This is a genomic window from Micromonospora sp. NPDC127501 (genome assembly GCF_040302185.1).
GTDB lineage: Bacteria > Actinomycetota > Actinomycetes > Mycobacteriales > Micromonosporaceae > Micromonospora.
On record NZ_JBEORJ010000003.1, the window covers coordinates 71,096 to 96,562 of the forward strand.

A 25,467-nucleotide genomic window follows, 5' to 3' on the forward strand; every position below is an offset into this window, starting at 1 on the left:
GGCAAGTCTACAAGCTGCGTCGAATCGGACGGCCCCCCGTTCGGAGCGCCCCGTCGGTGGGCCCTCAGCGGGTGGCCAGATGGTGCAGAGCGAGACGATAGCCGTCGATGCCGAGACCGCAGATCACCCCGGTCGCCACCGCCGAGACCACCGAGTGGTGCCGGAACTCCTCACGGGTATGGATGTTGGAGATGTGCACCTCCACCAGCGGCCCCCGCAGCATGGCGCAGGCGTCGCGCACCGCGTACGAGTAGTGCGACCAGGCGGCCGGGTTGAGCACGACCGCGGCACCCTCGTCGGCCGCCGTGTGCAGCCAGCCGAGCATCTCGTGCTCCGCGTCGGTCTGCCGGACCGTCACCGCCAGCCCCAGCTCCCGACCGGTGCTCTCACAGAGCGCCACCAGGTCCGCATAGCTGGTCGCGCCGTACACGTCGGGCTCGCGGGTGCCCAGCCGGCCCAGGTTCGGCCCGTTCAGGACGTAGACCTTCACCGGGTTGCCACCTCCCGGTAGGCGGCCTCCAGCAACGCGTCGTCGGGGCCCTCCAACATCGCCGGGCGGGCCAGCCCGTCGAGCACCACGAAGCGCAGCCGGTTGCCCCGGGTCTTCTTGTCCACCCGCATCGCGGCCAACAGCTGCGGCCAGGCGTCGGCCGGGTAGCTCACCGGCAGACCGAGCGCGCTCAGCGTGACGCGGTGTCGGTCGGCGGTCGGCGCGTCCAGCCGCCCGGCGAGCCGGGCCAGCGTGGCCGCGTACACCAGACCGACGGCGACGGCGTGACCGTGCCGCCAGCGGTAGCCCTCGTTCTGCTCGATGGCGTGGGCCAGGGTGTGACCGTAGTTGAGCACCTCCCGCAGGCCCGACTCGCGCAGGTCGCCGGCGACCACGTCGGCCTTGACCCGGATGGCCCGCTCGATCAGCTCCCGGCTCACCGGGCCACGGGGGTCGGTGGCGGCCTCCGGGTCGTTCTCGATGAGATCCAGGATCGTCGGGTCGGCGATGAACCCGCACTTGACGACCTCGGCCAACCCGGCCGCCAGGTCGACCGCTGGCAGGCTGTCCAGAGTGGCCAGGTCGGCCAACACCCCGACCGGCGGGTGGAACGCGCCCACCAGGTTCTTGCCGGCGGCCGTGTTGATGCCCGTCTTGCCGCCCACTGCCGCATCCACCATGCCCAGCAGCGAGGTCGCCACCGGCACCCAGCGCACACCCCGCAACCAGCAGGCCGCGACGAAGCCGGCCAGGTCGGTCACCGCGCCGCCGCCCACCCCGACCACCGCGTCGGTACGGGTGAAGCCGGCCGCACCGAGCCGGTCCCAGCAGGAGGCGGCCACCTCGATGTGCTTCCCCGACTCGGCGTCGGGCACCTCGATCGGCAGTGGCTCGACGCCGGCCGCGCGCAGGCGTTCGCCGAGCGCGTCCGCGAGGGCCTTGAGCGGAGGCGCGTGCAGCACCGCCACCCGGGTCGCGCCGGGCAGCAGGCCAGGCAGCGCACCCAGCAGGTCGCGTCCCACCAAGACGTCGTACGGCCGCTCGCCGCCGACCGGAATTCGGGTCACCTCGTCCATCGCCGGCAGCCTAGTCCAGCGGGCGGCGCGGGGAGGGCGGCTGTCCACCTGCTGGCCGAGCGGCCCAGTCCGCCAACCGGCGGGCGTGTTCGGCCACCGCGGCGCGCAGCGCGTCCGGATGCCGCACGGTGAACGGACAGCCCAGCCCGGCGAGCAGCGCCGCCATCCCGGGCAGGCTCTCCGCTCGGGCCCGCAGCAGCACCCCGTCGGTGGTGGCGGTCAACTCGGCCACGCTGGGCGGGATGCGGCGGCGGGCGGCGACCAGGTCGGTCTCCAGCACGACCTCCACCTCGTGCGTGTACGGCACGCCGGCCAGCGACCGGGTCACCCAGGCCACCGCCTCGAAGCCGTCCGGCACGGTGAACGTCGCCACGCCGGGCGTCACCGCGCCGATCCGGTCCAGTCGGAAGGTGCGGATCTCCCCGTGCCGGTGGTCGTGGCCGGTGACGTACCAACGGCCGGCGTGGAAGACCAGCCCGTACGGGTCGAGCTCGCGGTGCGACTGCTCGCCCCGCCAGGAGCGGTAGTCCAGCGCCACGCGCTGCCGGTGCCGGGTGGCCGAGGCCAGCGCGAGCAGGGTGCCGGACGCCGGTCCGCGCTCCAGTTCCGGACGACGCAGGGTGAAGCCCAGGTGCTCCTGGACGGCGGCGAGCCGGTCGGAGAGCGCCGCCGGCAGCACCCGGCGGATCTTCGCCAGCGCGGTGGCGGTGGCGGGCTGCTCGGTGGCGAGCCCGACCCGTTCGGCGACGACGAGGCCGAGCAGCACGGCCACCGCCTCGTCGTCGGTGAGCATCAGCGGCGGCAGCTTGTAACCGGAGTGCAGCCGGTAGCCGCCGTAGCGGCCCCGGTCGGCGGTGACGGGAATGCCCAGCTCAACAAGCGTGGTCGCGTACCGGCGCACGGTCCGCTCGTCCACCCCGAGGTGATTGGCGAGTTCGGTGGCCGTCGACCGGTGCCGGGTCTGCAGCAGTTCGAGCAGAGCCAGCACCCGCCCTGCGGGATGTGACACGGGCCACTCCTCCAAACCGGGCGGATCCTGTCCGGAATAGATCGTACGGTCTGTCGGTAGCCGAGAGAAGGAGCCACAGATGGCGACATTCGTGCTGGTGCCGGGATTCTGGTTGGGTGCCTGGGCGTGGCGGGACGTGACCGTCGCGCTGCGGTCGCAGGGGCACGAGGTCCACCCGATGACGCTGACCGGGGTGGCCGAACGCGACCACCTCGCCGGGCCGGAGGTCAGCCTGGACACGCACACCACCGACATCGTCCGACTGATCGAGGTCGAGGACCTGCGCGACGTACTGCTGGTCGGGCACTCCGGCGGAGGGATGCCGGCCGCCCAGGCGGTGGACCGCATCCCGGACCGGATCGCCCGGGTCGTCTACGTGGAGAGCGGGCCGTTGCCGGACGGCACGGCGCAGTTCGACACGCTGCCGCCGGAGGAGCAGCAGCGGCTGCGGGCCGCGATCGGCGCCGGGCACCTGCTGCCGCCGCCGGCCTGGGATCCGGCCGCCGACCCGACCAACCTGGCCGGCCTGGACGAGCCGACGCTCGCGCTGCTGCGCACCCGGGCCACCCCGCAGCCGCTGCGGGCCGCCACCGACCCGGTCCGACGCACCGGCGGGCGCCCGGTGCCGACCGCGCTGGTCGCCAGCACCTTCCCGCTCAGCGTGGTGCAGCAGATGATCCAACAGGAGCATCCGTTCTTCACCGGCCTCGCCGACGGCCAGCTGCACGAGCTGCCCACCGGGCACTGGCCGATGCTCAGCGAGCCGAAGGCTCTGGCCGACGTCCTCGACCTGATCGCCCGAACCTGACCCCACCCCTCCTGCGCCGATCTTGCACTTCCTGTTGCCGAAATGCGGTGAATGCCGCTTAAGTCAGAGCAGCAAGTGCAAGATCGGCGCAAGGGGGCGGCGCGGGGGCGACGGCGGCCGGGGCCTGACGTCAGCGCGGGAGCAGGGCGGCGATCTCGGCGACGACCTGCGCCGGGGCCCGGCCGTCGGTGACCACCGTCTCGGTGGCGACCTCGGCGTAGAGCGGCCGGCGCTGGTCCAGCAGGTGCTTGAGGGTGGCCCGCGGGTTGATCGCCAGCAGCGGCCGGCCGGCGCCGAGCCCGACCCGCCGCACCGCGTCGGGCAGCTCGACCGAGAGGTGCACCACCCGGTGCCCGATCAGGGCCGCTCGGGTCTCCTCGGCCAGCACCGCGCCGCCGCCGAGGGCGAGCACGCCCGTGCCGCCGGCCAGCGCCGCGGCCACGGCGGCCCGTTCCAGGGTACGGAAGTGCTCCTCACCCTCGTCGATGAAGATCTCCGGGATCGGCTTCCCGGCCATCTGCTCGATGTCGGTGTCGGTGTCGCGGAACTCCACGCCGAGGGTGGCGGCGAGCGCCCGCCCGACGGTGGTCTTGCCGCAGCCGGGCGCGCCGACCAGCACGACGACCGGTGCCATCAGCGGATGACCAGCGCGTCGAGGTATCCGGCAAGGTTGCGGCGGATCTCGGCGATCGAGTCTCCGCCGAACTTCTCGGTGGCCGCCTCGGCCAGCACCAGCGCCACCATCGCCTCGGCGACCACCGCCGCGGCGGGCACCGCGCAGACGTCGGAGCGCTGGTTGATCGCGGTGGCCGGCTCGCCGGTGGTGACGTCCACGGTGGCCAGCGCCCGGTTCAGCGAGGAGATCGGCTTCATCGCGGCGCGGACCCGCAGCGGCTCGCCAGTGGTGATGCCACCCTCCAGCCCGCCGGCCCGGTCGGTGACCCGGCGGACGCCGGTGGCCGACGGGATGATCTCGTCGTGCGCCTCCGAGCCGCGGGAGCGGGCCTGCTGCCAGCCGTCGCCGATCTCCACGCCCTTGATCGCCTGAATGGACATCAGCGCGGTGGCCAGCCGGGCGTCGAGCTTGCGGTCCCACTGCACGTGGCTGCCCAGCCCCGGTGGCACCCCGTACGCCAGCACCTCGACCACGCCGCCGAGGGTGTCGGCGGCCTTCTTCGCGGCATCGACCTCGGCGACCATCAGGGCGCTGGCCTCCGGGTCGAGGCAGCGCAGCGGGTCGGCGTCGATCCGGGCCGTGTCGGACGGCGTGGGCCGCAGCCCGGGCTTCGCGGCCACCGGGCCCAGCTCGACGACGTGCGAGACGATCTCGATGCCGAGCGCCTGACGGATCAGCGCCTTGGCGACAGTGCCGACGGCCACCCGGGCGGCGGTCTCCCGTGCGCTCGCGCGCTCCAGGATCGGCCGGGCGTCGGTGTGGCCGTACTTCTGCATGCCGGCCAGGTCCGCGTGGCCCGGGCGCGGGCGGGTCAGCGGGGCGTTACGGGCCTGCCGGGCCAGCTCATCGGGGTCGACCGGGTCGGCGGCCATCACGGTCTGCCACTTCGGCCACTCGGAGTTGCCGACCCGGATCGCCACCGGGCTGCCCAGGGTCACGCCGTGCCGCAGGCCGCCGAGCAGCTCGACCTCGTCCCGCTCGAACGACATCCGGGCACCCCGCCCGTAGCCCAGCCGCCGACGGGCCAGCTCGTCGGCGATCTCGGTGGTGGTCACCTCGATGCCGGCCGGCACCCCCTCCAACATCGCGACGAGGGCGGGACCGTGCGATTCACCTGCAGTCAGCCAGCGCAACACAGCGGTCAGTCTGTCACGGCGGGCCACCGACGCGGCGCGCTCCCCGTCGCGTCCCGCCCAGCGGACGCCGCCGCCCGCTCACGCGGACGGCGGCTCAGATCCCCCGACCGCGCTTGTGCAGGGTGCGCAGCACCGCGTCGGCCCGGACCACCCGACCGGCGACGGCGAGGGCCAGGTAGGCGCGCGGCTCGCGGGGGTTGCTCCGCAGGGTGCGCCGGGCCCAGCGCAGCGCGCCCCGGCGGTCGCCGGAGGCGGCCTGGGCGAAGGCGATCTGCCCGGACACCCGGGCCTCGCCGGCCGGTTGACTGGCGAACTCCGGGTAGCGCCGCAGCAACCACTGCAACGCCTCCGAGATGGTGTCCCAGCGCTGCGCGAAGTACGAGCGCTTGTGCCAGCGAACCAGCACCGACGGCGTCCGCAGGTTGATCAGAGGCGCGCTGCGCGCGGCCCGCAGCAGGAACTCGTAGTCCTCCGCGTAGCTGCCCGGGATCTCCTCGTCGACCAGCCCGAACCCGTCGCGCAACGCGGTGGCGCGGATCAGGAACGTCGACGGGTGCAGCTCCGTCATCCGGTCGCGCAGCAGGTCGTCCAGGGTGATCCGGTCCTTGTCGAGCACCCGGTCGACGGTGTGCCCGTCGTAGTTGACCCGGATGCCGCAGCAGACGAACTCGGCGGCCGGATCGGCGGCCAGCGCGTCGACCTGGGCCGCCAGCTTGCCGGGCAGCCACTCGTCGTCGTCGTCGCAGAACGCGACCAGCTCGCCCTCGGCCGCGAGAGTGCCGCTGTTGCGCGCACCGGCCAACCCGGGCGTACGGGCGTTGCGGATCACCCGCACCACACGGGCCGGACCGCTCCCCAGCTCGGTCAGCGACTCGTCCGGCGCGGACTGGTCGAACACCACGACGACCTCGATCAGGCCCGGGTGGTCCTGTGCCAGGATCGCGCGCACCGCGGCCCGCAGCAGCTCGGGGCGGTCCCGGGTGGGCACCACGACGCTGACGCTCGGCTGCTGGGTCATCGAATCTCCTTCGTACCCGGGCGCGGCCGGGACCAGGCCCGCCACCGGGGTGGGCGCGGGGTCGAACGGGCCACCAGGTCGTCGACGATCTGCCCGACCCGGGCCACCGCCGCCCGTCGTGCCTCGTGTGCCTCCGGGTCGGCGGTCACCGCGTACCGGGACGGGTCGGCCACCCCGGCGGCCAACGCGTCGTGCAGGGCCTCCCGGGTCTCGCAGAGCGCCACCAGCCCGGCGGCGCCGAGCCGGCGGGCGAAGAGGAGCTGGTGGTTGTCGACGTGCTCACCGCGAGCCGGATCGCGGGGCACCACGATGGGCAGGTGGCCGTGCCGGCGGGCCTCCAGGATGGTCGCCGGGCCGCCATGGCAGACCACCAGGTCCGCATCGATCATCGCCTGCTGCAAGGCGTCGTGGCCGAGGAACGGCACCGCGCCGCTCAGCTGGGGCGCGTTGGTGTGCCCGTGCTGCATGGTCAGCCCGATCGGGCCGGCGGCCTGCGCGTGCCACTGCGCCAACCAGTCGACGAGCCGGTCGAAGGGGTGCTTGTCGGTGCCCACCGCGACCAGCAGTCGGAGCTGGGCGACCGCCGAGCTGTCGCGCTGGCGGGGCAGGCGGGCCGCCTCGGTGGCCGGCCGGGGTTGCGGACGCCGGGCCGTGCCCGTCTCCCCGGTCACAGCAGCGTCCCGACGACGGTCGCCTCGGGGTACTGCCGGCGCTGCTCGTCCCACTGCACGAGCATCGCGGACAGGAACGGCCGGCAGAGCCGAGCGGTCAACGTCGGGGTGTCGATCCGGTCGTACACCTCGATGTAGACGGTCGGGATGCGCCGCAGCCGGGCCAGCACCACGAACGGCACCGCCACCCCGGCGCCGGTGGTGACCACGGCGGCGACCCGCCGGGCCCGCAGCACCTGCCAGGCCAGCAGCGCGTTGCGCAGCAGGTTCGGCACGTTGCGGGTGGTCGGGTGGTGCGCCGGCACCAGGTCCTCGCCGGCCAGCAGCGACACCGCCTCCGGGGTGTCGAAGGTGACCCAGCAGCGCCGCCACTGTTCGTACCAGGGCCGCAGGGCCAGTAGTTGGGCCAGATGGCCGCCGCTGGAGCCGACCAGCAGCAGCACCGGCGCCCCACTGTCGTCGTTGTTCGTGTCCACGCGACTCCCCACAAGTTCGCTTGGAATTTCAGTTCACGCCAGGCAGAAGCAGATCACACGATCCCCGGTCGTTGAATAGCGCGACCGGCCGAGATGACGATCTCCACGGTGGCCGGTGCGGTGCACCGAACGTCCGAGGTCCATCGATCGCCATCACCACCTGCGATTATGTCGTCACTCTGCGGCGCACCGCCGTCGCCGCGATTCCTCCAGATCAGCCGCTATGTCTTTTCTCGATGACGTCCAGGAGTGCGGGATGCAGGGCGGCGTTCCAGCCCGCGCCCGCGTCGGCCAGCCGCCACGTCCGCAACCACATCTCCATCAGGTACGCGTCGGCGACGAGCCGGCGCTGCGCGGCGTCGAGGCCGAGCCGCTCGCCGTGTCGGCTCAGATGTCCGTCCACGGCCGCCGCGGCGGCGTCGGCCGGCTCCCCGCGCAGCACGAGCGCCCGCTGGAACGCGTCGTGCGCCAGGTCGAAGCCGACCGGCACGTCCGGCCCGCTGTGCTCCCAGTCCCAGGCGACCAACCGGCCGGCGTGCCAGCCCAGGTTCCACGGCACCCAGTCACCATGCCAGTGACCGAACTCGACGCTGGTGTCGCCATGCCGGCGGGCCAACGCCGAGACCGCGGCGACCGCCCGCGCACCCGCCGGCTCGGTCGCGGCGGCCCGGCCGGCCTGATCGGCCAGCCGGCGCAGGAAGGTCGAGTCAACCAGCGGTCGAGGTGTGCCCGCCGGGCCGCCCCGCCGGGCGACCGCGAGCAGCGCCGCGATCCGGGGCGGGTCGTCCACCGGCACACCGCGTACCGCCGGGGGCAACGGCTCGATCACCGCGACCACCTGGCCCGCCCACGACGCCTCGGTGAGCAGCCGCGGCGGCGTCGGATGGTCGGCGACGCCGACCACCTCGCGCAACGCCCGCAGCGCCTCCGCCTCCGCGCTGACCAGCGCGCGGGTCGCGTCGTTCCAACCGATCTTCGCGTAGCCACGCGGACGCCCGTCGGCACTGAAGAGTTGCAGGGTGGGCTTGCCGTTCGGGTCGGGTGGGCGGACCCCGAACGCGGCCAGCAGCGGCGAGTCACCCAGGTCGGCGGAGAGCCGCTCGCTCAGCAGCAACTCCGCGGCCGGCACCCCGGCCGGCACCGAGACGGTCAACGTCGGAAAGGGCGCGAGCCCCACCCGACCGAGCCGGGCCAGCCCACCGAGCACCGCCCGCAGCGCGCGCACCTTCGGTGGCCGCAGGGCGTTGTACGCCAACAGGGACGCCGCCCCGGCCCGGGGCGCGCCCAACGGCACCAGGAACCGGGCCCGGGCGATCGACGGCACCACCGCGTACCGGGCCACCGCCCGGTGACCGGCCGGCGGGGCGCCGGCCACGGTCAGGCCGACCCGGTCGTCCGGGAAGACCGCGCGGCTCACCCAACCCAGGCCGTCCACCCGCGAACGCGGGTCGGTGGCCGGGCCCACCCCTGTCGTCACGCCGCCCGGTCCGCCCAGTCGAGGTCCAGCCCGAGCCGTTGACGCAACGCGTCGTTGTACGGCCGGTAGTAGTCGGTCAGCTCGGCCCGCACGGTCGGCTCCAGGGGTGCCGAGCGCCGATCGTTGTAGACCTTGAAGTTGGGCAGGTCGTACGCCGGCAGACCGAGGAAGTCCAGGGTCCGTCGGTAGGTCGCCCGCGAGTCGCGGTACAGGTCCTCGCTGGGCAGGAAGAGGATCTGCTCCCGGGCGAAGCGCTCCAGCCACGGCTCCAGGTGCTCCAGGTAACGCCCCCGGGCCCGGTACGTGTACCAGTCGTACGGCTCGCTGAACGACTCCGGCTCGGCGATCAACCGCTCCCGCTCCCCCTCCGTGCGTTCCGGCTCGGCCGCCAGCGCGGCGGCGAAGTCCAGTGGTTCGATGCCGTGGGTGCGGCGTTCCTTCCAGTGCGAGTACGCCCGCTCCACCGGGTCCCGCAGAAGCACGATGAGCTTCACCGACGGCATCAGCGCGGCGACCCGCTGCGCGGCGAGCGGGTGGAACATGTACAGCGGGGCGGCCTCACCGACCCGGACCGGCCCACCGTGCCGCTTGGCCAGGGCCTCGCGCTGCCGCTCGGTCGGGAAGTGCGAGCGGTACCACGCTTCGCCGCGACCCCAGTGCTCCTCGAAGTAGTGCGCCGACTTGGTGTTCCACGCGGGAAAGAGCCGGGGCACCAACGGGTGCTGGATGAGGTAGTTCCACAGGGACGTGGTGCCACCCCGTTTGGTCCCGATGATCAGGAAGTCCGGTAGCGGCCGGCGGTCGCTGGTGCGAACGCCGTAGTCGACGAGCGACTCCTTCACCCGGGTGGTCACCTGGGTCGGAACCAACTGCTTGACCCGGTCACGGATGGACACCACGACGAACCTCACCTGCCTCTCGTCGATGCCGAGGTGGGCTCGGCGGCCGTGGCCGCGTTGTCCCCTCCACGGATCTGCCTCATGGTCCCCCGGATGCCGGCGCGCACCCGGGGCAACGTCAACATGCCGACGCAGCCGGTCAGCAGCACCGCCAACGCCACCGCGAGGCCGGGCAGGCCGCGACCGCCCACCAGCACGCCGGCCCCGGCGGCCAGGCCCACACCGGCGGTGGTGGCCGCCGCGGCACGCACCATCGCGGCGTCGAACAGCGGCTCCCGAACCACCGACCGGGCGAACCCAGCGGCGGTGAGGTTCTCGGTGGCGATGCCGGCCGCCCAGGCCACCGCCGCGCCCGTCGCGCCGTGGTGCGGGATCAGCCAGAGACCCAGCGAGACGGTCACCGTCAACCCGGCCACGGTGGCGACCAGGTGCAGCCCACTGCGCCCGCCCATCAGAAGCAGGCTCTGCACGTTGCCCACTCCGGTGTTGACCAGCATCGCCAGCGCGAGCACCGTCATCGCCGGCACACCGGCGGTGAACTCCGGCCCGAACAGCTGGAGGAAGGCCAGCGCGAAGACCGCCAGCAGCAGGTACACCGGCCAGGACAGCACCAGCCCCCAGGTGGTCAACTGCCGGTGCACGGCCGCCGCCGCGGCGCGCTCGCCCCGCCCGAGCAGCCGGGACAGCTGCGGCGACACCGCCACCCGCAGCCCCTGCATGGCCAGCTGACCGGCCAGCACGTACCGGCCGACGGCGCCGAACACACCGGCGTCCGCCGGCCCGGCCAGCACCGAGGTGAGCAGCACACCCACCCACATGCTGCCGGCGTCGATGGCCGCCGAGGCGGCCCGGGGCAGCGCGAAGCGCCAGAACGTGGACCAGTCGGCGCGGTGCGGACGCAGCGCCGCTCCCCGGCCCAGCCCGAGCGGGCCGGCCACGAGGGTGAGACAGGCCAGCAACGCCAACGCCGCCGGCACCAACCAGCCGGTCATGCCGGCGAGCAGGCCACCACCCGCCAACGCGGCCGCGCCGACCAGCACCGGGCGGGCCACCGGCAGGAGCAGGAACTGCACCCCGACGTACGCCCGGATGGGCCGCACGCAGCGCAGCGTGGCCAGCAGCAGGGTCATCGCGACCACCACCGGCACCGCGGCGAACGTGACGGTGAGCAGCGCGTCGCCGCTCGCGCCGGAGCCGCCGAGCAGCCGCGGCGCGAGGGCGTCGGCGGCCAGCACGCCCGCACCGGCGACCAGCAGCCCGGTCAGCAGCGGCGGGATCAGCGCCACCGGGAGCACCCGGGCGGCGTCACCGCGCACGCCGGCCTTGCGGCGGGGCAGCGCCCACATCAGACCGGTCTCCGCGCCGAGCGTGCAGATCGCGGTGGCCACGGTGACGACCCCGATCGCGGCGAAGAACGCGCCCGCGCCGGCCGGGCCGTAACCCCGGGTGATCACGACCGCCAGCACGAACCCGAACAGGCCACTGGTGGCCGCGCCGAGCAGTCCGGCCACGCCGCTACGCGCGCTGCGGCGGGTCTCGGCCGAGCCGGTGTCGCCGGCCGCCGACGGCGCGGCCTGATCCTCGACGGGAGCGGGCGTGGGCCGGCCCTCGTCGGCACCAGCCGACGGTCGGGTCGCGGCGGTCACGCGGGCACCGGCGCGGTCCGTGCGGGCGTCGGCGACGACCCGGCCAGCCGGGTCAGCCGTTCGCGTTCGGTAAGCGCCATCGCGAAGGCCACCGCGAAGAACGCGACCGCCAGGTTCTGGTTCGCCATGCCGTAGAACGGGACCTGCACGAGGCAGACCACCGGCACCACCGCCAGCCACTGCCCGGCAGCCGACGTCGCCCGCGCGCAGATCACCGCTGCGGCGACGAACCACGCCAGGAAACAGATGAGCGCGGGTACGCCGTGGCTGAACAGCACCATCCACAGCTGCCCCTGGGTGCCGATCGGCGCGGCCGCCGACACGGTGTCCACGTTCACCGGGGCGCCGTAGCCCAACCAGGGCGACTCCTGCACCCGGCGGATCACCTCGGTGTAGAGCGAGAGCCGGTCGGTGTTGGTGTCGCTGGAGTCGACCCGTCTGCTGATCAGCTCGGTGATCGGGATGAACAGCGTGGCCAACCCGCCGATCACCACGACCCCGACGATGGACGCGGCCACCCGGACGTTGCCGCGCAGGCTGGCCCGCACCCCGAGCACCGCCAGCCCGGCACCGAGGCTGAGGAACATCGCCCGGTTGAGGGTGAGGAACGCCGGCGCCAGCGACAGCGGCAGCGACGCCAGCAGCGCCCAGCGCAGCAGCCCCTGCCGGCGCAGCATCGTGAAGGCCACCACGCAGGGCAGGGTCATCGCGTACGCGCTGCCGTAGTTGTTGGTGTACGCGAACGGCGCGGCCGGCCGATAGATCGGGTTGAGCGAACGGGCACTGTACTCAGCGGTGGTGAGGTGCACCATGTCCTGGATGAACGGGGTGCCGGCCACCCCGCCGGGCAGCAGCACCTCCATCGGGGTCGTCATGGCCAGCCGGGGCACCAGCACCCCGAGCCAGCCCAGCGCTACCAGCCCGAACCAGAACGCGCAGAGCGGGGTGAGCACCGCCACCAGGCTGGCGCGTTCCCGGGCCGCCGCGTAGACGTAGACGCCGACCACCAGCGCGGTCAGGTAGAAGGCCAGCCGCAGGGCGAACGTGAGCAACGAGGCGGGCGACGACAACTGGGTGGCACTGACCACCACGATGGCGAGGAAGAGCAACCAGATGCCGACCGCCGGCGGCAGCGGCACGCGCCCCCGGGTGAGCAGCAACGCGAACAGCAGCGCACCCAGCAGCGGCCAGCCGAGGTAGAACGCACCCAACAACCACCAGAGCGGCACCAGACCGAACATCATCGACAGCGGCCAGAGCGGCAGTTGCGGCGGCGCGGACGGCGGCACCGGCACGGCCTCCTGCGGAGCGCCTCCGGGTGGTGGTTCGGTCGCCGGGGCGCGGGTCACCGACACGCTCAGGCCCGGCCGTTTCGGGTGAGCACGAAGCCCAGCGGGGTGACCCCGGCGGCGCGCAGCCGCTCCACCAGGCGTCGCAGGTCACTCTGCCGGGTGCGGTCGCGCTCCACGACCACCACCGCGCTGCCCTGCCGGGCCACGGCCACGCCACGCTCGTCGGACTCGGCCGGCGGGGCGTTGAACAGGACAAGGCCGTGGTCCGCGCCCTGCCGCCAGGTGCCGAACCGGACGCTGCCCACACCCACGACAACCTCGTCGGGGGTGACGACGCGACTGTTCTCCGGGCGGGCGGACGACACCCTCGGCAGCGTCAGGGTGGCATCGGGGTCGGTGGACGGGCGGGCACCGGGCGGGTGCGGGGAGGGCCGACGGGCGGGCGTGCTCTCCGTGGCGGCACCGGCGGCCGGTGTGCTGCCGGCCGGCCGGGGCTTGGGCACCAGCGGCCGGGACGGGTCGATGGGCAGCCGCCCCCGGTCGGCGAGAACGGTGGCCCGTAGCCGCTCGATCCGCCCGCTGTCGTCGGCGACGAAGACCTCCCGGCCGTCCACGGCGAGCGCCACGGCGAGCCCGGCGGTGAGCACTGTGGCGTCCTCCCGGGCGGTTACCAGCGCCACCCGGGCCGGCTGCCGGACCCGCTCGGCGACCGCCATCGCCACGTACCGGACGTCGGCGTCGACCGCCCGGGGGCTGCCCCGGAACGCCGGCCGGCGTACGGTGCCGAGCAGGGGAAGGCCGGAGGCCTCCCGGCCGTCGGCGACCGAGCGGACCCGCCGGTCGGTCGACTCCCACAGGTACGCCAGCACGATGCCGATCAGCGCGCCACCGAGCAGGCCGGCGACCAGGTAGAGCGGCCGGTGCCCGGCGGAGGTGACCAGCGCCTTCTCGGCGGTCTGGGTGACCCAGCCGGGGTTGACGTCGACCGCCGCGATCTCGGTACGGGCGGCGTTGAGCTGGGTGAGCTGGTTGTTGATCCCGGCCAGCTCGGCCACCAGCGCGTCACCGGCTGCGGTGTCCTTGGCGGTGTTCGCCCGCTTCTGCAACGCGGTCTGCTGGGCGGCGACCTTGGTGATGCTGGCGTCGTAGGAGCGCAGCATCTCGGCGCGCTGCTGCTCGTACATGGTCCGGCGCACGCTCAGGTAGGCCTCGGCGGCCATGTTGGCGTTCTGCACGGCCTGGTGCGCCTCGCGCGCCTGGTAGGTGAAGCGCAGGATCTGCCCACCGGTGGGCACCTCGACCTCGAGCGCGTCGCGGATGTCCCGCGGGTCGCCGCCGGCCGAGTCGGCGAGCCGCTGCACCACCTCGGTGCCGGTGGCGATGCCGCTCTCCACGTTCATGTTGACCGCGCGGTCGGCGCCCGCGCCGCTGGGGGTGAAGGCGTCGGTCACCACCGGCCGGACCGCGACCACGGCGCTCGCCGAGAGCGCTGCCGGCACCAGCAGCACGTAGCCGAGGGCGGCGAGCAGACCGACCATGGCGACCGCCGCCACCAACCGCAACCGGTGCATCGGCACCCGCAGCAGGTCGGTCAGTGTCACGGCACGGGAGGTGCCGGAGGACGGGCCGTCCGTGGGCCAGGGGGCGGGTGCTGCATCAGTCATGGAACTTCTTCACCGTCTGTTGAGGATTACCGACGACCACGACGCCGGGTGGTACGTCGGTGCGGACCACCGTCGCCGCGCCGACGACGCTGTCCCGACCGACCCGCACGCCCTTCAGGACCAGGGCGTGCGCACCGACCCAGACGTTGTCCTCGAGAACGATCGGGGCACGGGTGAGCGGGCCGGGCGGTGCGTGCCGCTGCTCGGGGGGCAGGTTGTGGAAGTCGTTGTCGAGCAGCTCGCAGTCCGACAGGAGGCACCGGTCCCCCACGGTGACCGACGTCCAGGTGCCGATCCAGGTGGCGTTGAGCAGACAGTCCGCGCCGACGCGTACCTCGCCGGGGCCGGCGAAGCGGACGAGTTTGTTCAACCGGGTGCGGTCACCAATGGTCACCCGCACACCGCGCCGCAACCGGATCCGGCCACGGATCTCCACGTCCCGACCGAGCGTCAACCGTCGGTAACGGAGCTGATACCAGCCGCGTTTGACCGCGAAGACCAGACGCACCACACGTCTCGTTCGGATGCCAGCGGCGCCGAGCAACGACCCTCCCCCACCGTCGCGGGCCGGCGGCGGTGGGTACCGCCACCGGCCCAACGTGAACAATCTACCGATGCTCCGTTACGAACGGTTGACCCTTACTGTACGGAGAAGAACGTCGATGGGGTAGACCAGGACAACTCGGGCGTCGCGCTGCTGATGACGGTCGCCGTGGTGCCGTCGACCACCGCGCTCGGCGCCGCCGTCGGGTCGAACGGCACGCTCCGCAGCGCGCCGTCGGTGGAGCCGTAGACGATCCGGCCGCCCACCCAGGCCATGCCTCGCACCGCGGACCAGGTCACGCCCGTGCTCGGCAGCGCGAACTCGGTGGCGCCCAGGTAGTTGCCGTCGATCTCGAAGTAGCGGTAGTAGAGGCCGTTCGCCCCGGTACGGGTGTAGTAGAGCCGGCCGTCGAGGAAGAACGCGCCGGTCAACGACGCCGGGTTGAACCAGTCGTTGTAGCCGGACGCCTCCCACGGCGAGCCGATCGCGCCTCCGTTGAAGAGCGAGATGTCGATCCGACTGCCGGTGGGCGTGCCGGCCACCGTGTGCGACCAGTAGATCCGGTCGTCCACCCGCCAGGTCGCGCCGGCTCCCGTGTACGCGGGCTGGCTGACGCTGGTCGCGGTGCCCAGCGCGGTGCCGTTGAACGGCACCTTCGCCACGGTGCCCGAGGCGGTGCCGAGGTAGAGGTTGCCGGTGGTGGCCGACGGCGGGTTCTTCGGGGTGAAGGTACGCCCGCCAGCGAGCGGGAACATGCCGAGCCGGCCGTGGTACTCCTCGCCCATGCCATCGGAGTTGTGCCCGAAGTAGAGGCCGTCCGAGCCGCGCCAGAGCACCGGCACCGACGAACCCCAGTTGCTGGTGCCCGACGGCATCGAGGCACTGCCGCTACGGCGCGGGTTCCAGTTCACCGGCATGCCGGTCGCCGGAGTGACGGCGGCGATGCCGAGCCGGTCGACCGCGCCCGGGCCGGCGGCGTCGATGGCGTTCGGGTTGTTGACCCAGCGGAAGTGCCCGCCCAGGTAGATGACGTTGTCGGCCACCTCGACCGAGGTGATGGTGTCGTTACCGGTGTAGTCGGCCCAGGTGGCGAGCAGGCCAGAGCCCCGCGCGGCGGTCTCGAAGCGGACCAGGGCGTCGCAGTACGCGGCCGGCCAGCCGGCGCCGCCGTTGGTGCCGACCACGAACCAGCTGCCGTCACCACCGAACTTCACGTCCTGCACGTAGTGCACGAACGTCGCCGGCGCCGCGCACGGCGGAACGAACTTGTCGGTGCTCCAGTCGAGCAACGTGGGAGTCCCGGAGACGTCCACCAACGCCATCTGGTTGCGCGGCAGGTCGTTGACGAGCGTGAAGTTGCCGCCGACGACCAGGGTGTCGCCGTCCGGCGCGACGTCGATGGTCCAGACGTACGACGTGGTGCCGTGCCGTCCCACGGTGGCGTCGATGCTGAAGCTCGGGTCGATCGCGCCGGTGGTCGCGTTGAGCCGGCCCAGACCGGCGTGCGCGGTGCCGTTGAGCCAGTTGAACGCACCGGCCACGTACAGCCAGTTGCCGTGCAGCGCCAGGTCACGGACCGTGCCGCCGTCGGAGCGCCCGACCCAGCTGTCGATGATCGCGCCGGTCGACGGGTTGAGCGCCACCAGGTTCTTCCGGGAGACGCCGTTGACGGTCTTGAAGGCGCCGCCGACGATCAGCGTGCCGCCGGGGCCGGCGAGGAGCGTGTTGACCGCGCCGTCGAGCACCGGCAGGAAGGTGGTCGACATGGTGCCGGTGGTCCGGTCGTACGCGAAGAGGTAGCGCTGCGTGACCCACGCGGAACTGGCGGTCTGCCGGAGCTGGGTGAAGCTGCCGCCGACGAAGACCGTGTTGCCCACCTGCGCGAAGGCACGGGTCTCACCGTCTCGGGCGTGCGGGGTCGCGTCGGCGGGGTTCGCCGACACCAGGGTCGCCGTGGTCGGGACCGGTACCACCGCGGCCGACGCGGTCGTGGGCACGCCCAGAGCTGCGGCGATGATCGCCAACGCGACCATCCCCGCCCGAGTACGACGTCGTCCTGCAAAACGCCACAAGTGCGAGAGTTTGGGCACGCTGCGCCTCCAGATTGGATGAGAACCCGAGGTAGCGTGCCTCGTCCAGCCTGGTTAACAAAATCCGCCGATTGGGCGGTGCATGAATCCGCAAGCCGACAGAACGCCGGAGGATCGGATGTCCGACCCCCCGGCGAACGCCGTCCGGTCAGCCCGTTTCGAACGTCAGCGGTTACCTCCGGTGGGTTGCCGCAGGTAGGGGTCCTGTCCGGCCCGCGCGAAGCCGGCCACCGCGGAGGCGTCGTGATTCATCGTCATGTCGCAGGTCGACGTGCGGCTGGTCATGCCGGCCGAGTTGAAGTAGATCGCCGCCTTGATCTTCGGGTGCGCCTTCAGCGCCGCCGGGAACTCCTCGAACCAGCGCTGCTTGGCGCCCCTGTCGGCGGAGTTGAAGTTGGTGCCGAACTCGGCGAGCATCCGGGGCTTGCCCGCGCCGATGCCGTTGTCGTCCAGCCACCGGTAGAAGCCACCGACCGTCGTGCTCGGGCTCTTCCACACCGTGCTGCCGTTGCAGACGTGGAAGTTGTACGGGTCGTAGGCCACCCAGTCGACGTACCGGTCACCGGGGTACAGGCCGGCGTACCGGGAGTAGTGCCCGGACCAACCCATCATCGTCCAGACCCAGACCGCGTTGGTCGCGCCGGCGTTGGCGAACCGCTCGTGGACGTAGCGCCAGGCCCGGACGAAGTCGGCGTCGCTGCCCTTGGCCGGCTCGTCCTCCGGCTCGTGGTCGAAGCCGATGAAGACCGGGACGCCGGCAGCGCGGATCCGGCCCGCGACCGCGTCGATGGTGTCGTCCTGCTTGCCGCCGTAGACGTCCGACCACTTGAGGGTGGTGCCGGCGGAGAAGTCACGGGACTCCCAGGCGAAGAACATCAACCGGCCTTCGCGCATCTGCTGCGACTCGTACACGTCCGGGAAGGCACCGTTGCTGCCGGCGTTGGAGAAGTCGTGGTAGCGGTGCACGATGTCGAACTTGCGCCCGACCTGCGTCTCCACGTCGGTGACGGCCTTGCCGTGGTCCCAGCCGCCGGCCGCCCCGGCGGGCGAGTACATGCCCCACCAGGCGCCACAGGACGGGACGAGCTTGTCCGAGACGGAACCACACTTGCCGGACGGGAGGGTGCCGCTGGCGCTCGGGGTCGCCGTCCGGCTCGGGGCGATGGTCGGCGACGGCTTCGGCGCGGCGGTGGTCGGCGACGCGCTCGGCGACGGCGGCGGTGCCGGTCGGGTGGTCGTCACCGGCGACGGCCGGGCCCCGAGGTCGTAGCTGATCAGCAGGCCGGGTCGCAGGTCCGTGTTGCGGTTCTCGACCGACGCCCAGTAGATCCGGCTCTCCAGGCCGCTCTGCGCCAACGAGATCGTCCAGGTGCCGTTGCCGGTGACCAGTTTGGAGACGTCCCACTCGTTGAAGCCCTTGGACACGCTGGTCACGCTGTCCAGCGCGGCACCGGCCGGCGTCAGCGGCGGCCGCGACTCGCGGGCGCTCAGCGGTGAGGCGTGCGCCGTCACCGTTGCGGCGAACTGCTGCCAGGCGTGCACCCGCAGCGTCGCCCGGATGTTGACCGCGTTAGCCGGCACCGTGGTCACCGCGAACTCGATGACCGCCTCACGGCCACCGCGCGGGTTGCCGTCGCAGCGCGTCGCGCAGGTGGCCAGCGTCGACTTGGCCGCGTTGTCACCGTCCTGCGACACCGCGGTGGCAGTGGTGTCGGCCGCCGCCCGGATCGACAGGTCGTCGCTGGCCAGCAGCGGCATCATGGTCGCCACGATGCCGGCCACCACCGAGCCGCCGACCACGCCGATGGCAATCGCCTTACGCCGGGGTCCGGAGCGGAACCGGGTGATGCGGTGCAGTCCGTGCCTGGTCAAGGAAACTCCCTGTGTCTGCGTCCGTAACGGTGAGCAGCGTATCGATGACCAGGACATGTGGCAGGTAGGACAGTTTTCCGTAAGCGCGTCTTAACCGTCAGCTAAGAAACCGCCTCAGGGAAATCAGGGCCCCTGGCCGCGGACGCGACCGAAGCCCCGCCACACACCTTGCCCGGGGAGCACGCGCGGAGTCAACGGGACGCGTTGCAAGCGCTTCCGCAAGGCGTCGCGACCGTCGGCGACCGCGCCCGGACCGTCTGTTCGGTCCGTCAGCCGGCGCGGGCGGCAGTCAGTGCGGCGGCCATCGCCGCCCTCGGTGCGGTGACGCCGGTGAACTGCTCGAACTGCCCGACGGCCTGGGCCAGCAGCAGGTCCAGGCCGGAGACGATCCGGCAGCCGGCCGCGTCGGCGGCCGTCGCCAGCGGTGTCGGCCACGGGTCGTAGAGCGCGTCGAAGAACACCGCGTCCGGCCGCCAGGCCACCGCGCCGGCCAGCGGATCGGCGACCCCCTTCGGCACCGTGGAGACGACCACGTCCGCGGTGGAGAGTTGCCGGGTCGCATCGGCCCATGGGGCGGGCGTCAGCGCGACGCCCACCGCGCCGGCCACCGGGCGCAGCTCGTCGACCGCCTCGGGTCGGCGGGCCACCACCGTCACCGACGAGCACGCGAGCTGGGCGGCGGCGGCGAGCGCGGCGCGGGCCGTCCCCCCGGCGCCGAGCACCGTCACGGTCGCACCGGCTGTCACGCCGGCGTCGGTGAGCACCCGCACCATGCCGGCGACGTCGGTGTTGTCCGCGTACCAGGAGCCGTCCGGACGGCGTACCAACGTGTTGGCCGCGCCGACGGCGGCGGCGACCGGCGACGCGGCGTCGGCCACGGCGAGCGCCGCCTCCTTGCCCGGCATGGTCACCGACAACCCGGCCCACTCCGGGCCCAGACCGGCGACCAGATCCGGCAGCTCCGCCGCCGCGCACTCGATCCGGGTGTACGACCACCCGGTCAGCCCGGCGGCGACGTAACCCGCGGTGTGGATCACCGGGGAGAGGGAGTGCGCGATCGGCTTGCCCAGCACCGCTGCCCTACGGGTGGACACGGTCACCGCCGGTCGCGGCCGGTGGCCCGATCACTGTCGACATCAATTCCCCGCTCTCCCGCGCACGTCGGGGTCGACCCTACCCAGCACCCCGGCCGGGGCACCAGGGAACGGCTCTGCCGCCACCCTGGGCGACCGCGTCATCGCTTGACCGACATCGACGTTGGTGAAAGCATTCCAGGGACGGAAGCGCCGATCGAAAAAGGGGAAACCTTGAACAAAAGCATTCTCCGTGCCCTTATCGCGATTGCTGCGGTTTTCAGCCTTTCGCTGATGACCGCCGCTCCCGCGCGGGCGGACGCCGCTGCGGGCAGCTGGTCCGACAACCACCAGCTGTGCCAGTCCAGCTCCTGCGTCCGTAGCGGCAACATCGTGCGGCTCTGGCAGGCCATCGTCTGGGCCGACGACCTGAGCGGCACCGTCGGCACCAGCTTCATCGACGGGGAGTTCGGCTCCAACACCGCCGCCAAGACCAGGACCTGGCAGGACGTGATGAACGTCGGCATCGACGGATCGGTCGGGCCGCAGACCTGGGGTAAGGCGTACGGCGCGGTCAACCGCAACACCGGGTTCGACACGAGCACCCAGACCGGGTACTTCTACTACGGCTACAACCGCACGTTCGGTCTGCGCAAGCAGAACAGCAACGGCGTGTGGACGTTCCTCAACCCGCGCACCGGCACGTGGACCGGCACGAGCCACTGACAATGACGCAGTAATTGCGCGTCAGGGCTGAACCGTAAAGGCTCCCTTCCCGACAGCGACCATAATTGCGGTCGCAATGGGAAGGGAGCCTTTACGGCGTGACCCGGCCGGTCAGATGATGCCGGCCTCTCGAGCCTTGTTCTCGTTGCGCTTGTGCTGCTCGTACGTCTCGGCGAACTCCGAGTGGCCCTCCTTGTCGATGGCCACGAAGTAGAGCCACTTGCCGGTCGGCGTGTCCATCGCCCCTTCCAGGGCCTGCTTGCCGGGGTTGTTGATCGGGGTGGGGATCATTCCCGGCAGCTTGCGGTTGTACGGGTTCTTCGGGTCATCCAGCTCGGCCGCCGTCATCTGCTTGGACGACTTGGTCGGCTTGCCGATCGACTCCAGGTAGTAGTTGACAGTGACGTCCATCTCCAGGCAGTTGCACGGGAACTCGCCGTACGCGCGGTTGTAGGCCACCCGGGCGACCTTGCCCAGGTCGTCCTTGTTGCCCGCCTCGGCCTGGGCCAGCGACGCCACGATCAGCGCCTCGTACGGGCTGACCTTGCGTTCCTCCTGCACCCGGTCGGCGAACTTCATCTCCACTGTCACCGAGAGGAAGCGGTTCACCATCAGCTTGAGGATGCTCTGGGCCGTGGACTTCGGCGGGATCTCGTACGTGTCCGGGAAGAGGAAACCCTCAATGGACTTGACGCTCTTCTTGCCGTCGCCGCGCGTGAACCACCAGTCCGGGACACCGAGCGCCTCCGGGTCCTTCGCGGCGGCCTGGAAGTCCTTGACCGGGATCTTGGTCTTCTCCGAGAGCAGCTTGTAGATGTTGAAGCTCGTGCGGCCCTCGGGGATGGTCAACCCGTTGACGATCTTGTTCTTCAGGTCGAGCATCGCGGTCACGGCGCTCGCGCCGCTCATCTGCTTGCGCAGCTTGTACGTGCCCGGCTGAATGTTCTTGCTGCGCGAGTTGGCCTCGGCCGCCTCGATGAAAGCCTTCTGGCTCTTCACCACGTCGGCCGCGACGAGGGCGTCGGCCATGTCGGCGAGCAACGCGCCGTTCTTGATCTCGACGGTGATCTCACCGGTCCCGCTGCCGTCGTAGTCGGGGGTGACGAAGTAGTTCTGGATGCGGTCGAAGCCGTAGAACGCACCGCCGCCGATGCCGCCCAACAGGAGCAGGGCCATCAGCAGGGCCAGGAATGTCTTGCCCCGGCCGCCGCCACCGCCGGACCCGCCCTTGCGCTTGCGGAAGCTGCGCCGGTGCCGACCCTTCTCCCCCCGCTCCGGCTCGTCAAACCCAAGATCCAGATCGTCGATCATTACGTCCGCCTCCGCTGCGCGTCCAGCCAGCTCTGCAGGATCTCCACCGCGGCCGCCTGATCGACAACCGCACGTTGACGTTTACCTCGGACGCCACGTTCGGCAAGCCTACGAGAAGCGACCACGGTCGACATCCTCTCGTCAGTGAGCGTTACCGGGACAGGCGCTATCACATCGACCAGTCGGTCAGCGTACGCCTTCACATGGACGGCCGCAGGGCCATGCTTGCCGGCGAGGTTGACCGGAAGACCGACGACGACCCCGACGGCCTCGTGCTCGGCCACCAACGCGGCCAGCTCGGCGAGGTCGCTCGGCACCGCGTCCGGCGCCGCCGTGAGATCGCGGGCCAGGGTGACCAGCGGTGTTGCCAGGATCCCGTCCGGATCCGAGCGGGAGACGCCCACCCGCACCTGACCGACATCCACGCCGATCCGCACACCGCGCGTCAGCTCAGCCACCGACTGTCACCACCGACCGGGAACGAACCAGGGCGGACCAATCGGCCCGCCCTGACCCACAGTGATGACCTATCACGCCTCAGTGATCGCCTTCTCGACGGTGAGCAGCAGGTTCGGCGCCTCGGCCGCCGGCAGACCGCCGCCCTGGGCCAGGTCGGGGCTGCCTCCTCCGCGCCCGGAGAACGCCGCCTTCACCAGATCCGACGCGGCCAGACCACGGCTGCGCGCCGCCGCGTTGACCGCGACCACCAGGGACGCCTTGCCGTTCGACCGCGCCGCCACCGCAACGACCGCCGGCCGCGCCGGGTCGATCTTGCCGCGGATCTCCTGGGCCAGGGTGCGCACGTCGTTGCCGGCCGCGCCCTCCGGCGCCTCGGTGCCCACGTACGCGACCCCGCGCACGTCCTTGGCCTGCGCCGCGAGCGCCGCCGCGCCACCCAGCACCAGCTGGGCGCGCAGCTTCTCCAGCTCCTTCTCGGCGTCCCGAAGCTGGGTGACGGTCTGCTCCACCCGGTCGGCGACCTGGTCGTTGGGCACCCGGTACAGCTCGGCCAGCCGGGAGACCAGCAGGTGTTCCTTGGCCAGGAAGCCGAAGGCGTCCATGCCGACCAGCGCCTCGACCCGGCGGACACCGGAGCCGATCGACGACTCGGAGAGGATCTTCACGAGGCCGAGCTGGGCCGAACGGGCCACGTGCGTGCCGCCGCACAGCTCGCGGGCGTAGTCACCCACCTCGACGACCCGCACCTCCTCGCCGTACTTCTCGCCGAAGAGAGCCATCGCGCCGATGCGCCGCGCCTCCTCCAACGAGGTGATGAAGGCGTGCACCTCGAGGTCGGCCAGGAGCACCTCGTTGACCTGCTGCTCCACGTCGCGCAGGACACTCGGCGACACCCCGGTCGGGGTGTTGAAGTCGAACCGGAGCCGACCGGGCGCGTTCAGCGACCCGGCCTGCGTGGCCGACTCTCCGAGGAAGTTGCGCATGGTCTGGTGCACCAGGTGCGTGGCGGTGTGCGACCGGGAGATCGCCCGACGCCGCGTCGTGTCGATCTCGGCGAAGCCGGCCTCACCGGCGCGTACCTCGCCCCGGATCACCCGGGCGCGGTGCACGATCAGACCGGGCACCGGCTGCTGCACGTCGAGCACCTCGACCTGCCCGCCACCAACCGTGATCATGCCCTGGTCGGGTTGCTGACCACCGCCCTCGGCGTAGAACGGGGTGGTGTCCAGCACCAGCTCGATGGTGTCACCCTCGGTCGCCGCCTGACGCGGGCCGTCGGCGCCGAGCAACGCCCGCACCGTCGACTCGCGGGACACCTCGCTGTACCCGGTGAACGTCACCGGACCACCCGCGTCGAGCACCGACCGGTACGCCGACAGGTCGACGTGCCCCGTCTTGCGGGCCTGCGCGTCCGCCTTCGCCCGGGTCCGCTGGTCGGCCATCAGCCGCCGGAACCCCTCGTCGTCGACGGTGAGGCCCTGCTCCGCGGCGATCTCCAGGGTCAGATCGATCGGGAAGCCGTAGGTGTCGTGCAGCTGGAACGCCTTCGCCCCGGACAGCGACGAGCCGCCCGCCGTACGGGTCTCCGCGATCGCGGTGTCGAGGATCGTGGTGCCCGCCCGCAGGGTGGACAGGAACGCCTCCTCCTCCGCGTACGCGTAATCCGCGATCCGGTCGAAGTCGGTCGCCAGCTCCGGGTACGACGGCGCCATGCAGTCCCGGGCCACCGGCAGCAGCTCGGGCAGCGCCCGGTCCTGCCAGCCCAGCAGCCGGATCGACCGGATCGCCCGGCGCATGATCCGGCGCAGCACGTACCCGCGACCCTCGTTGGACGGCGTCACGCCGTCGCCGATCAGCATCAGCGCGGTACGCACGTGATCCGCGATCACCCGCAGCCGGACGTCGTCCGGGTGCGACTCGCTGGCCACATGCCCGGAGTGCGCGCCGTACCGCTTACCGGTCAGCTCGGCCGCCCGGGCCAGGATCGGCCGGACCTCGTCGATCTCGTACAGGTTGTCGACACCCTGCAGGATCGAGGCCATCCGCTCCAGGCCCATGCCGGTGTCGATGTTCTTCGCCGGCAGGTCACCCAGGATCGGGTAGTCCTCCTTGGTGGTGCCCGGACCCCGCTCGAACTGCATGAAGACGAGGTTCCAGTACTCCATGTACCGGTCCTCGTCGACCGCCGGGCCGCCCTCCCGGCCGTACTCCGGGCCTCGGTCGTAGAACAGCTCCGACGACGGACCGCACGGCCCGGGAATGCCCATCGACCAGAAGTTGTCCGCCTTGCCTCGGCGGACGATCCGCTCGGCCGGCACGCCAACCGACCGCCAGATCTCGTACGCCTCGTCGTCGTCGAGGTAGATCGTCGGCCAGATCCGCTCCGGATCCAGCCCGTAACCACCCTCGGCGATCGGCTTCGTGGACAACTCCCAGGCCAGCGGAATCGCGCCGGCCTTGAAGTAGTCACCGAAGGAGAAGTTGCCGTTCATCTGGAAGAACGTGCCGTGCCGGCTGGTCTTGCCGACCTCGTCGATGTCCGGGGTGCGGATGCACTTCTGCACGCTGACCGCCCGCTGGTAAGCGGGCGTCTGCTGACCCAGGAAGTACGGGACGAACTGCACCATGCCGGCGTTGACGAACAGCAGGTTCGGGTCGCTGATGGCGGGCAGCGGAGCGGACGGCACCACGGCGTGGCCATTCGCCTCGAAGTGCGCGAGGTACCGCCGCTTGATCTCCGCCGTCTTCATCGCTGGTGTTCCTCCGGAAAGATCTCTCGATCGCCGATTCGCGGGTCTTCCCGCAGGTCGGCGAACTTGTCGTCGAACGCCTCGCCCTGGGCGAACGCGTGGTGGATCTCCTGCTCGCGTTCGGCCATCCCGACCCGGACGTCCTCCACGAAACTACGCAGCGACTCGACGAGCCCGCCAGCGGATTCCGTCAGCGAGCTGGCGATGCCCGCCGGCGTGTACGCCTGGGCGGTCCGGGTCGCCTTGCGGACCACGATCACACCGACCGCCACCCCGATGCCGAGCCAGAACAAGCGCCTCATGT

Annotated in this window: 23 protein-coding genes; 2 read left to right on the forward strand and 21 right to left on the reverse strand. The window is 72.0% G+C overall.

Annotation, left to right across the window (positions count from 1 at the left end):
• Positions 1-64: 64 nt before the first annotated feature.
• Genes aroQ through ABTW72_RS07725 form a run of 3 tightly spaced genes read right to left on the reverse strand, consistent with a single transcriptional unit; the run spans position 65 to position 2,575 of the window.
• Positions 65-490 carry a type II 3-dehydroquinate dehydratase gene (gene aroQ, locus ABTW72_RS07715; RefSeq protein ID WP_350855621.1) on the reverse strand — a complete coding sequence of 142 codons (426 nt, stop codon included), beginning with the start codon at positions 488-490 and terminating at the stop codon, positions 65-67.
• Positions 487-1,566: a 3-dehydroquinate synthase gene (gene aroB, locus ABTW72_RS07720; protein WP_350855624.1), complete on the reverse strand. Its 1,080-nt coding sequence runs from the start codon at positions 1,564-1,566 to the stop codon at positions 487-489. Before aroB ends, aroQ begins: the two co-directional genes overlap by 4 nt.
• 10 nt (positions 1,567-1,576) lie before the next feature.
• Positions 1,577-2,575 (reverse strand): helix-turn-helix transcriptional regulator, encoded by a 999-nt coding sequence (locus ABTW72_RS07725; protein ID WP_350855627.1) that lies wholly within the window; start codon positions 2,573-2,575, stop codon positions 1,577-1,579.
• 79 nt (positions 2,576-2,654) lie between these two features.
• Between ABTW72_RS07725 and ABTW72_RS07730 the strand changes: the two genes are divergently transcribed.
• Entirely contained in the window at positions 2,655-3,383 is a 729-nt protein-coding gene (locus ABTW72_RS07730; RefSeq protein WP_350855630.1) for an alpha/beta fold hydrolase, read from the forward strand.
• Between the two features lie 130 nt (positions 3,384-3,513).
• Here ABTW72_RS07730 and ABTW72_RS07735 read toward each other — a convergent pair whose 3' ends face one another.
• The 14 genes from ABTW72_RS07735 to ABTW72_RS07800 form a co-directional block, all read right to left on the reverse strand.
• The gene (locus tag ABTW72_RS07735) at positions 3,514-4,017 is read right to left on the reverse strand and encodes a shikimate kinase (protein WP_350855632.1); all 504 of its coding nucleotides are present in this window, start codon (positions 4,015-4,017) and stop codon (positions 3,514-3,516) included.
• Positions 4,017-5,195 (reverse strand): chorismate synthase, encoded by a 1,179-nt coding sequence (aroC, locus tag ABTW72_RS07740; RefSeq protein ID WP_091401884.1) that lies wholly within the window; start codon positions 5,193-5,195, stop codon positions 4,017-4,019. The genes ABTW72_RS07735 and aroC overlap by 1 nt, the downstream gene beginning before the upstream one ends.
• Positions 5,196-5,289: 94 nt before the next feature.
• Positions 5,290-6,213 carry a glycosyltransferase family 2 protein gene (locus ABTW72_RS07745; RefSeq protein WP_350855635.1) on the reverse strand — a complete coding sequence of 308 codons (924 nt, stop codon included), beginning with the start codon at positions 6,211-6,213 and terminating at the stop codon, positions 5,290-5,292.
• Positions 6,210-6,884: a glycosyltransferase gene (locus tag ABTW72_RS07750; RefSeq protein WP_350855638.1), complete on the reverse strand. Its 675-nt coding sequence runs from the start codon at positions 6,882-6,884 to the stop codon at positions 6,210-6,212. Before ABTW72_RS07750 ends, ABTW72_RS07745 begins: the two co-directional genes overlap by 4 nt.
• Positions 6,881-7,360, reverse strand: coding sequence for a glycosyltransferase family 28 protein (locus ABTW72_RS07755; RefSeq protein WP_091401878.1), 480 nt, complete (start codon positions 7,358-7,360; stop codon positions 6,881-6,883). Before ABTW72_RS07755 ends, ABTW72_RS07750 begins: the two co-directional genes overlap by 4 nt.
• A gap of 214 nt (positions 7,361-7,574) precedes the next feature.
• Positions 7,575-8,837, reverse strand: coding sequence for a hypothetical protein (locus tag ABTW72_RS07760; RefSeq protein ID WP_350855641.1), 1,263 nt, complete (start codon positions 8,835-8,837; stop codon positions 7,575-7,577).
• Positions 8,834-9,736, reverse strand: coding sequence for a sulfotransferase domain-containing protein (locus tag ABTW72_RS07765; protein WP_350856696.1), 903 nt, complete (start codon positions 9,734-9,736; stop codon positions 8,834-8,836). The genes ABTW72_RS07760 and ABTW72_RS07765 overlap by 4 nt, the downstream gene beginning before the upstream one ends.
• An 8-nt stretch (positions 9,737-9,744) precedes the next feature.
• Positions 9,745-11,382 carry a lipopolysaccharide biosynthesis protein gene (locus tag ABTW72_RS07770; RefSeq protein ID WP_350855644.1) on the reverse strand — a complete coding sequence of 546 codons (1,638 nt, stop codon included), beginning with the start codon at positions 11,380-11,382 and terminating at the stop codon, positions 9,745-9,747.
• Positions 11,379-12,677 carry an O-antigen ligase family protein gene (locus tag ABTW72_RS07775; RefSeq protein WP_350856699.1) on the reverse strand — a complete coding sequence of 433 codons (1,299 nt, stop codon included), beginning with the start codon at positions 12,675-12,677 and terminating at the stop codon, positions 11,379-11,381. The genes ABTW72_RS07770 and ABTW72_RS07775 overlap by 4 nt, the downstream gene beginning before the upstream one ends.
• A 62-nt stretch (positions 12,678-12,739) precedes the next feature.
• Positions 12,740-14,338, reverse strand: coding sequence for a GumC domain-containing protein (locus tag ABTW72_RS07780; RefSeq protein ID WP_350855647.1), 1,599 nt, complete (start codon positions 14,336-14,338; stop codon positions 12,740-12,742).
• The gene (locus ABTW72_RS07785; protein ID WP_181518689.1) at positions 14,331-14,849 is read right to left on the reverse strand and encodes an acyltransferase; all 519 of its coding nucleotides are present in this window, start codon (positions 14,847-14,849) and stop codon (positions 14,331-14,333) included. Before ABTW72_RS07785 ends, ABTW72_RS07780 begins: the two co-directional genes overlap by 8 nt.
• A gap of 128 nt (positions 14,850-14,977) precedes the next feature.
• The gene (locus ABTW72_RS07790; RefSeq protein ID WP_350855650.1) at positions 14,978-16,915 is read right to left on the reverse strand and encodes a hypothetical protein; all 1,938 of its coding nucleotides are present in this window, start codon (positions 16,913-16,915) and stop codon (positions 14,978-14,980) included.
• A 222-nt stretch (positions 16,916-17,137) separates the two neighbouring features.
• Positions 17,138-18,844 carry a glycoside hydrolase gene (locus tag ABTW72_RS07795; protein WP_350855653.1) on the reverse strand — a complete coding sequence of 569 codons (1,707 nt, stop codon included), beginning with the start codon at positions 18,842-18,844 and terminating at the stop codon, positions 17,138-17,140.
• 269 nt (positions 18,845-19,113) lie between these two features.
• On the reverse strand, positions 19,114-19,944 hold the full coding sequence (locus ABTW72_RS07800) for a shikimate dehydrogenase (RefSeq protein WP_350855655.1): 831 nt from the start codon (positions 19,942-19,944) through the stop codon (positions 19,114-19,116).
• A gap of 267 nt (positions 19,945-20,211) precedes the next feature.
• Between ABTW72_RS07800 and ABTW72_RS07805 the strand changes: the two genes are divergently transcribed.
• A complete protein-coding gene (locus tag ABTW72_RS07805; protein WP_350855658.1) occupies positions 20,212-20,643 on the forward strand; it encodes a peptidoglycan-binding domain-containing protein in 432 nt (143 codons plus the stop codon).
• A 111-nt stretch (positions 20,644-20,754) separates the two neighbouring features.
• Here the strand turns inward: ABTW72_RS07805 and mltG are convergent, their stop codons facing one another.
• The 4 genes from mltG to ABTW72_RS07825 all read right to left on the reverse strand — a co-directional run bounded on the left by mltG (position 20,755) and on the right by ABTW72_RS07825 (position 25,465).
• Positions 20,755-21,954, reverse strand: a complete 1,200-nt coding sequence (gene mltG / locus ABTW72_RS07810; protein ID WP_350855660.1) for an endolytic transglycosylase MltG — start codon at positions 21,952-21,954, stop codon at positions 20,755-20,757.
• Positions 21,954-22,412 carry a Holliday junction resolvase RuvX gene (gene ruvX, locus ABTW72_RS07815; RefSeq protein ID WP_112677948.1) on the reverse strand — a complete coding sequence of 153 codons (459 nt, stop codon included), beginning with the start codon at positions 22,410-22,412 and terminating at the stop codon, positions 21,954-21,956. Before ruvX ends, mltG begins: the two co-directional genes overlap by 1 nt.
• A gap of 72 nt (positions 22,413-22,484) precedes the next feature.
• Positions 22,485-25,163: an alanine--tRNA ligase gene (alaS, locus tag ABTW72_RS07820; RefSeq protein WP_350855663.1), complete on the reverse strand. Its 2,679-nt coding sequence runs from the start codon at positions 25,161-25,163 to the stop codon at positions 22,485-22,487.
• Positions 25,160-25,465, reverse strand: coding sequence for a hypothetical protein (locus ABTW72_RS07825; RefSeq protein ID WP_091401860.1), 306 nt, complete (start codon positions 25,463-25,465; stop codon positions 25,160-25,162). Before ABTW72_RS07825 ends, alaS begins: the two co-directional genes overlap by 4 nt.
• Positions 25,466-25,467: the final 2 nt, after the last annotated feature.